The 6,425-nt window shown below is 64.9% G+C and carries 6 protein-coding genes and 1 pseudogene; all 7 read left to right on the top strand.

Going from position 1 to position 6,425, the window contains the following annotated elements:
- Positions 1 to 15: 15 nt before the first annotated feature.
- Positions 16 to 780: an ABC transporter ATP-binding protein gene (locus GSQ83_RS21995; RefSeq protein ID WP_158805030.1), complete on the top strand. Its 765-nt coding sequence runs from the start codon at positions 16 to 18 to the stop codon at positions 778 to 780.
- 197 nt (positions 781 to 977) lie between these two features.
- Complete coding sequence (locus GSQ83_RS21990; protein WP_158805029.1) at positions 978 to 1,436, top strand: MarR family transcriptional regulator; 459 nt, start codon at positions 978 to 980, stop codon at positions 1,434 to 1,436.
- The gene (locus GSQ83_RS21985) at positions 1,433 to 3,517 is read left to right on the top strand and encodes an FUSC family protein (protein ID WP_158805028.1); all 2,085 of its coding nucleotides are present in this window, start codon (positions 1,433 to 1,435) and stop codon (positions 3,515 to 3,517) included. The genes GSQ83_RS21990 and GSQ83_RS21985 overlap by 4 nt, the downstream gene beginning before the upstream one ends.
- A 3-nt stretch (positions 3,518 to 3,520) precedes the next feature.
- On the top strand, positions 3,521 to 3,718 hold the full coding sequence (locus GSQ83_RS21980; protein WP_158805027.1) for a DUF1656 domain-containing protein: 198 nt from the start codon (positions 3,521 to 3,523) through the stop codon (positions 3,716 to 3,718).
- Positions 3,719 to 3,737: 19 nt separating this feature from the next.
- Positions 3,738 to 4,658 (top strand): HlyD family secretion protein, encoded by a 921-nt coding sequence (locus tag GSQ83_RS21975; protein ID WP_158805026.1) that lies wholly within the window; start codon positions 3,738 to 3,740, stop codon positions 4,656 to 4,658.
- A 1-nt stretch (position 4,659) separates the two neighbouring features.
- Positions 4,660 to 6,141, top strand: a complete 1,482-nt coding sequence (locus GSQ83_RS21970; RefSeq protein ID WP_158805025.1) for an efflux transporter outer membrane subunit — start codon at positions 4,660 to 4,662, stop codon at positions 6,139 to 6,141.
- A pseudogene (locus GSQ83_RS21965) lies at positions 6,141 to 6,425 on the top strand (MFS transporter); the annotation flags it as partial. The gene GSQ83_RS21970 and the pseudogene GSQ83_RS21965, both read left to right, overlap by 1 nt.

The raw sequence follows: 6,425 nt of genomic DNA, 5'->3' as shown, positions 1-6,425 counted from the left end.
GGCGCGAGCCGCGGCATGAACGCGCTCGATCGCCTGGAGCTGCTCTCGCCGGAAGCGCCGGTGACCGAAGCGGAAGCCGCCGTGAGGATTCGCGGGCTCACCCGGTCTTTCGGCGGGCCGCGGGTGCTGGACGACCTCAACCTTGACCTCGCGACCGGCAGCTTCACGGCGCTCCTTGGCCGGTCGGGCTCCGGCAAATCGACGCTGCTACGGACGCTGGCCGGGCTCGACACCGCGCCGGAGGGTGTCGTGACGGTTCCCGCACGCCGGGCCGTGGTTTTTCAGGAGCCGCGTCTGCTGCCGTGGAAACGTGTGTGGCGCAATGTTGCCCTCGGGCTTCGCGTTCCTGACTCCCAGGCGCGTGCGCGGGAAGCGCTGGCCGAGCTGGGGCTCGCCCATCGGCTCGACGCCTGGCCACTTACGCTTTCCGGCGGCGAGGCGCAGAGGGTGGCGCTGGCGCGTGCGCTGGTGCGTGAGCCGGAACTTATGCTGCTCGACGAGCCTTTCGCGGCGCTGGATGCTCTCACACGGCTGCGCATGCAGGCGCTGGTTTCCGAGCTTTGGCAGGCGCATCGGCTGACTGTCCTGCTCGTGACCCATGACGTCGATGAGGCTTTGCTGCTCGCCGACCGTGCGGTGGTATTGCGAGATGGGCAGATCGCCGCCGATATCGCCATCCCGCTCGACCGCCCGCGCCGCCATGGCGACCGCGAATTCATTCGATTACGGCAACGTTTGCTCGGCGAGCTGGGCGTGGACGAGACAGGCGCGGAACGCTAGCCGGCGAAGCCCGGGGCGACGGATTTCGCGCCCGAGAACGCAATGATTCAATGAATTTGGCGAATTTGAATGCTTTCTTGGATGTGACTGATTCGTTAGGATGCTCATTATGAGCACCGCATTCGATCTCGCTCACCTGACTATTGACCTGTTTCGCATTCGCGGCTCTTACCGCGGCCCCCCCTCATGACTACGCAATGACCGAAATTCTTTCTCCACCCGAGTTTGGACGCCAGCTCTTCCGCCTTGGGACTGCTTGGCGGCGGGAGATCGACGTGCGCATGCGGCGATTTGGCCTGACCGATGCGACTTGGCGGCCTCTGCTGCATCTCGGCCGGCTGGGGGACGGGGTGAGACAAACGGACTTGGCGGCGTCGCTCGATATCGAGGGGCCTTCGCTGGTGCGGCTGCTCGATGTGCTGGAGCGGGCGAATCTAATAGAGCGCGTGGAGGATACCGAGGATCGGCGCTCTAAAAGAGTGCGAATGACCCAGGCAGGCCACGCTCTTCACGGCAAGCTCTTCGCCGTCTACGAGGATCTTTCGCGATTTCTGCTCGACGGCGCGACCGCGGCTGAGCTTGATGCCTGTCAGAGCCTTTTCGCGAAGCTCGAACGCGCGATCGAGCGTCTGCACATCGAGGAGCGCGGAGCATGAGCGCGACGGTGATGAACCGCCCGGTCGGGATGACTTCCCGGCTCCTCTCGTGGCTGCCGGAACCCGTGCTCTCGCCACGCGCCGCTTACATGATGCGCACGCTGGCCTCGATCCTCATCGCGCTTTACCTCGGCTTCAAGCTGCAGCTGACTTCGCCCGGCACCGCTTCGATAACGGTGATGATCTTGGCGAGCCCGGTACGCGGCGCGATCATCTCAAAAGGCGCGTGGCGCATCTTCGGCACCGTGACTGGCGGCGCCGCGGGCGTCGTCATCATGTCGGCCTTCCCACAATCGACCTTCCTGTTCCTGCTGGGCGTCGCCTTCTGGCTGGGCCTCTGCACTTTCCTCGCCAGCATGTTTCGCTATTCCCGTTCCTACGGCGCGGTGCTCTCCGGCTTTACCGTGACGCTGGTCGTGTTTGGCGCCTTGCGAGACCCCAACAGCATCTTGATCCTGGCGCTTAATCGCGTGGGAGCGGTGACGCTCGGGGTGGTGGTATCGAGCGCCGTCACCATGATCTTCCAGGCGGCCACCACGCGAACCGCTCTGCGCGCGCGGTTACTCGGCGGTCTCGCCAGCATCGCGGCTCTGGTGCGGGACAGCGGGACCCTGGCGCCCATACCCTTGCGACAGGCGCGTGAGAAGCTGATCGCCGAGCTTCAGCAGCTCGATGAGGTCATCGAATATTCGGGCGTCGAGGCGCCGGACACTCAGCGGCATGCCAATAGCCTGCGCGGCGCGCTCATCGCGATGAGCGGCGCGCCCTTCGCCGTGCTCCGCGTCGGCACGATCATGCAAGAGCTCTCCGCCAACCCGCTGGCACTGCCGCCCGCGGTGGGCCGCACTGTCGTGGAATTGCGGGCGTTGATCGCGCGGCTCGCCGACGCGCGGTCTTTGGGTCCGGCCGCACTCAACGCGCTTTCGATGGAAGTCTCCGCGGTGACGGCGCATCTCCGCCAGATCGAGGCGGAGACCGAGGATGTGGTGCTGGCCGGACAAATCGCCCGGCTGCATGGCTTCCTTGGACGGATGGAGGAGGCCGTGGCTCCTATCGCGGCCTGGGAAATGAATGCGGCGCCCTATCACGCCCACCTTAACCTCGACCTTTTCCGTGATTATCGGACGGCCACGCGGAACGGAATGCGGGCCGCCATCGCCCTCATGCTGGGGGGCACCTTCTGGTACCTTACCGCCTGGCCGGCTGGCTCACTCCTTCTGCTGATTCTGGGGCCGGTCTGCGGATTGCTCTCCACCGCACCGAGCGCCGCGGCCGCGAGCGTCGAGTTCGCCAAGGGCATCGCCCTGGCTTCCGTTGCAGGTTTCCTCTGCTTGAGCCTGTTGCTGCCGCCGGTGACGGGCTTCGCGATGCTGGCTGTGGTACTCTTGATGTTCCTGATTCCGGCGCTGTATTTCACGACGGTCCCACGCTACGGCCTCTTCGCGCTCGGCTTCGTTATTTTCTTCCTGACCCAGATTGCGCTGACAAACGTGGCGACCTTCAACGTCGCGGCTTTTATCAACAACGCGATGGGCTACAATCTGGGCGCGATCGCGGGGGTTTTTGTCTTCCGCATCCTGCTGGCGCCGAACCCCGCGCAAGATGCCTGTCAGCTCGCGCGGCTGATTCGCTGTGCGATCGAACAGGCCGCCCGGCGGCCCGGTGAAATGCTGTGGCTGGAGTGGCAGAACCTGCAGAACCAGCGATTCATGCGGCTGCTCATGCGGCTACAGACTTTCCCCGAGCAGCGCCTCGCGGCGATCGAAGCGGGCGGACCATTGCTCATTCTCAGCCGGGACATCTTCCGTCTCCACATCATGCTGCGCGGAACCGCACTCCCGAGCCATTGTAATGCGGCGGTTGCACGCGCGCTCAGGAGCCTCGGGCGCCTCGGGCCCGGATCGCGCGCCGCCGCTCAAGCCGCGGAAACCGCGAATCATCTCGAACACGCCTTTGAGACGACCGAACCGCCGCTCCCGGTTCTCCTGCAAGCGGCGGCGGCATTCCGTGCCATTGCGAGAATTTTGCCGGAAGCCGAGCCGGTGCTGAGCCTGAACCGCGGCATGCTGAGGAGAAAGTAAGTCATGCTCCGGGAGGCCCATCTCGGCGACGTGCTCTATGCACCGATCGTCGCCTACTGCGTCATCGCGATCGTCATCTTCATCCCGTTTCGGTGGCTGCTCGGCCGCATTGGGTTGTTACGCCGGGTGTGGCACGCGCCGCTGTTCGAACTTGCCGTCTATGTTTCGATCGTCAGCCTTGTCACCCTGTTCCTCGCCTGACTTTCGATAGGACGCCGCGATGTCGCTCCTGCTCCGCCTGATTCGCCTGATCTTCACGCTCGCCGTCGTGATCGTTGCCGGCTTCCTCGTGGTGCAGCTGTGGTATGTCTATATGCTCGCGCCCTGGACGCGGGACGGGCGCGTGCTGGCGCAGACCGTCACAGTCGCCCCAGAAGTCTCGGGAACAGTGACCTCTGTCCCGCTCACCGACAACGAACTGGTGCAGAAGGGCGCGGAGCTGTTCCAACTCGACCAGGTGCGGTTTCAGATCGCCCTTGCACAGGCGCAGTCGCAGCTCGATTCCGCCCAGTTGCAACTCAAACTGCGGCAGGCTGATGTGGCGCGGCGCAAGGGTCTGGCCGGCCTGGTGTCCCAGGAGGAGACGCAGACCGTTGGCATCAGCGCGGAAGTCGCTGGGGCCAGCCTTGGCGGCGCGCAGGCCTCGGTCGATCTGGCGAAACTCAATCTGACCCGCTCGACACTCTACGCGCCCACCACCGGCTATGTGACCCACCTGCGCTTGCAGCCTGGCGACTATGCGGATGCCGGCACACCGGTGGTCGCTATCATCGATTCGTCCTCATTCTGGGTCGCCGGCTATTTCGAGGAAACCAAGCTCGCCCATGTGCATCTGGGCGACCATGCGCGGATCCGGCTCATGGGCTTCCCGACGCCTCTGCTGGGCCACGTCACGAGTATCGGCCGTGGCATCGCGGACGCGAACGATGCTGTGAATAGCCGGGGACTGCCGACGGTGGCCGCGGTCTTCGAATGGGTGCGGCTGGCGCAGCGCATCCCGGTCAACTTCCAGATCGATAGCGTTCCGCCGAGCGTTTTGCTGGCGGCTGGCATGACGGCATCAATCGATGTCGGGCCAGACAGGTCGCGTCAAAGAGGGCTTGCGGGGAAAGTGCAGCGCTGGATCGAGGATAATCTCTGAGATGGGTGTCTTCCTTGGCGCAACGGCACACCCGCTTTTCCATCGGTCCGGCCCTTTTCTTGTCGTGACACTCTTGCTGGCGGGTTGCACCGTCGGGCCGGATTTTCTACGGCCGAAGATGGATCTGCCGGCGCAATTCACCGAACATGCGGCGACGCCGACCGAGATTGCCGTGACGAACGCACGCCTTTCGCATTGGTGGCGATCCTTCGACGACCCGGATCTCGACAAGCTCGTGGCGGAATCGATCGCCGGCAATATCGATCTACAGGTGGCGACCGAAAGGCTGGTGCAGGCGCGGGCCGAACGCGACCAGGTCGCGGCGGGAGCCTATCCCACCATCGACGCGGAGGGCGCCATCACCCGCGCGCGCGCCAGCTCGACGGTGGAATATCCGCCGGGCTTCGGCAACTACCACAGTTACATTCTCGGCTTCGACGCATCCTGGGAACTCGACATCTTCGGCGAGAACCGCCGCGCCACCGAAGCCGCCGAGGATCAAGTTTTGCGTACGGAAGCAGGGCGGCGCGCGCTACTGGTGAGCCTCACCTCCGAAGTCGCCTCCGACTACGCGACGCTGCGCGCGGCGCAATATCGGCTGACGATCGCGCAGGGGAATGTGAATACGGCGCGCTCCGTCGTCGATCTCACGGAAAAGGAACTCACCGAGGGGATCGGCACGGATCTCGAAACATTGCAGGCCCGCGCTCAGCTTGAGGCAACAGAGTCGACGCTGCCCGCGCTGCGGGCGCAGGTCGCCGTCATGGCGCATGCGATCGCCGTGCTGCTCGGCCGCTACCCCGGCGATCTGGAGGCGCAGCTCAAACGTCCCCGGCCTTTGATGTCGCCGCCACCGACGTTGCCCCGCACCATTCCGGTGGAAGTCATCGCCAATCGGCCGGATGTGCATGAGGCCGAGCTGCAATACGCCTCCGCCAATGCCGAGATCGGCGTGGCGGTGGCGGAGCAGCTGCCGCATTTCTCGATCCCGCTTTCCATCACCCCGCAGGCCAGCGCGCTCAATATGCTGTTCTCGGGCGCCAGCCTGACCTATTCGGCGGCGCTGGCGGCGACACAGCATGTCTATGCCGGTGGACGCTACCGGGCGCGCGAGCGGGCGGCGCGCGCGGCGGCGGAGGTCGCGCGGCTGCAATACAAGACGGCGGTGCTCACGGCTCTGCAGGATGTCGAGGATGCGACGGTGCATCTGCAAAGCGACCGGGCGACCGAGGCGGAGCTTGCCGCCAGCCTGAAGGATGCGGAGGCCGCGCTCGACCATGCGACACGACTCTATAATGCGGGCCTCACCGATTTCATCACACTGCTGACGGATGAGCGTACGGTCTTCGCCTCGCGTGATGCGCTGGCGAATAGCCAGGTCGCGGTCTTGCAGGACATCATCGCGCTCTTCAAGGCACTCGGAGGCGGCTGGCAGCATATCGATCTCGATATCAAACCGGTCTCGGTGCCGGGCGCCGCTTGATGCCGGTTCTGCAGACTATCCCGCATGACGGACTGGAAGGCGCGCAACGCCGACTTGCGGTGGTGGCGATAGCCCTGGCGCTGATCATGGCGGTGCTGGACGGCGCGATCGCCAACGTCGCGCTGCCCACCATCGCGGCGCATCTGCGGACCACGCCGGAAGCCTCGATCTCGATCATCAACGCCTATCAGCTCGCGGTGACGGTGCTGCTGCTGCCGCTGTCGTCGCTCGGTGAGATTTACGGCTACAAGCGCGTTTACCAGACCGGGCTGGTGGTTTTCACC

It is taken from the genome of Acidisoma sp. L85 (assembly GCF_009765865.1).
In the GTDB taxonomy this organism is placed as follows: domain Bacteria; phylum Pseudomonadota; class Alphaproteobacteria; order Acetobacterales; family Acetobacteraceae; genus Acidisoma.
Note: the sequence above shows the minus strand (reverse complement) of the source record. Positions and strands in the feature narration are given on the sequence as shown.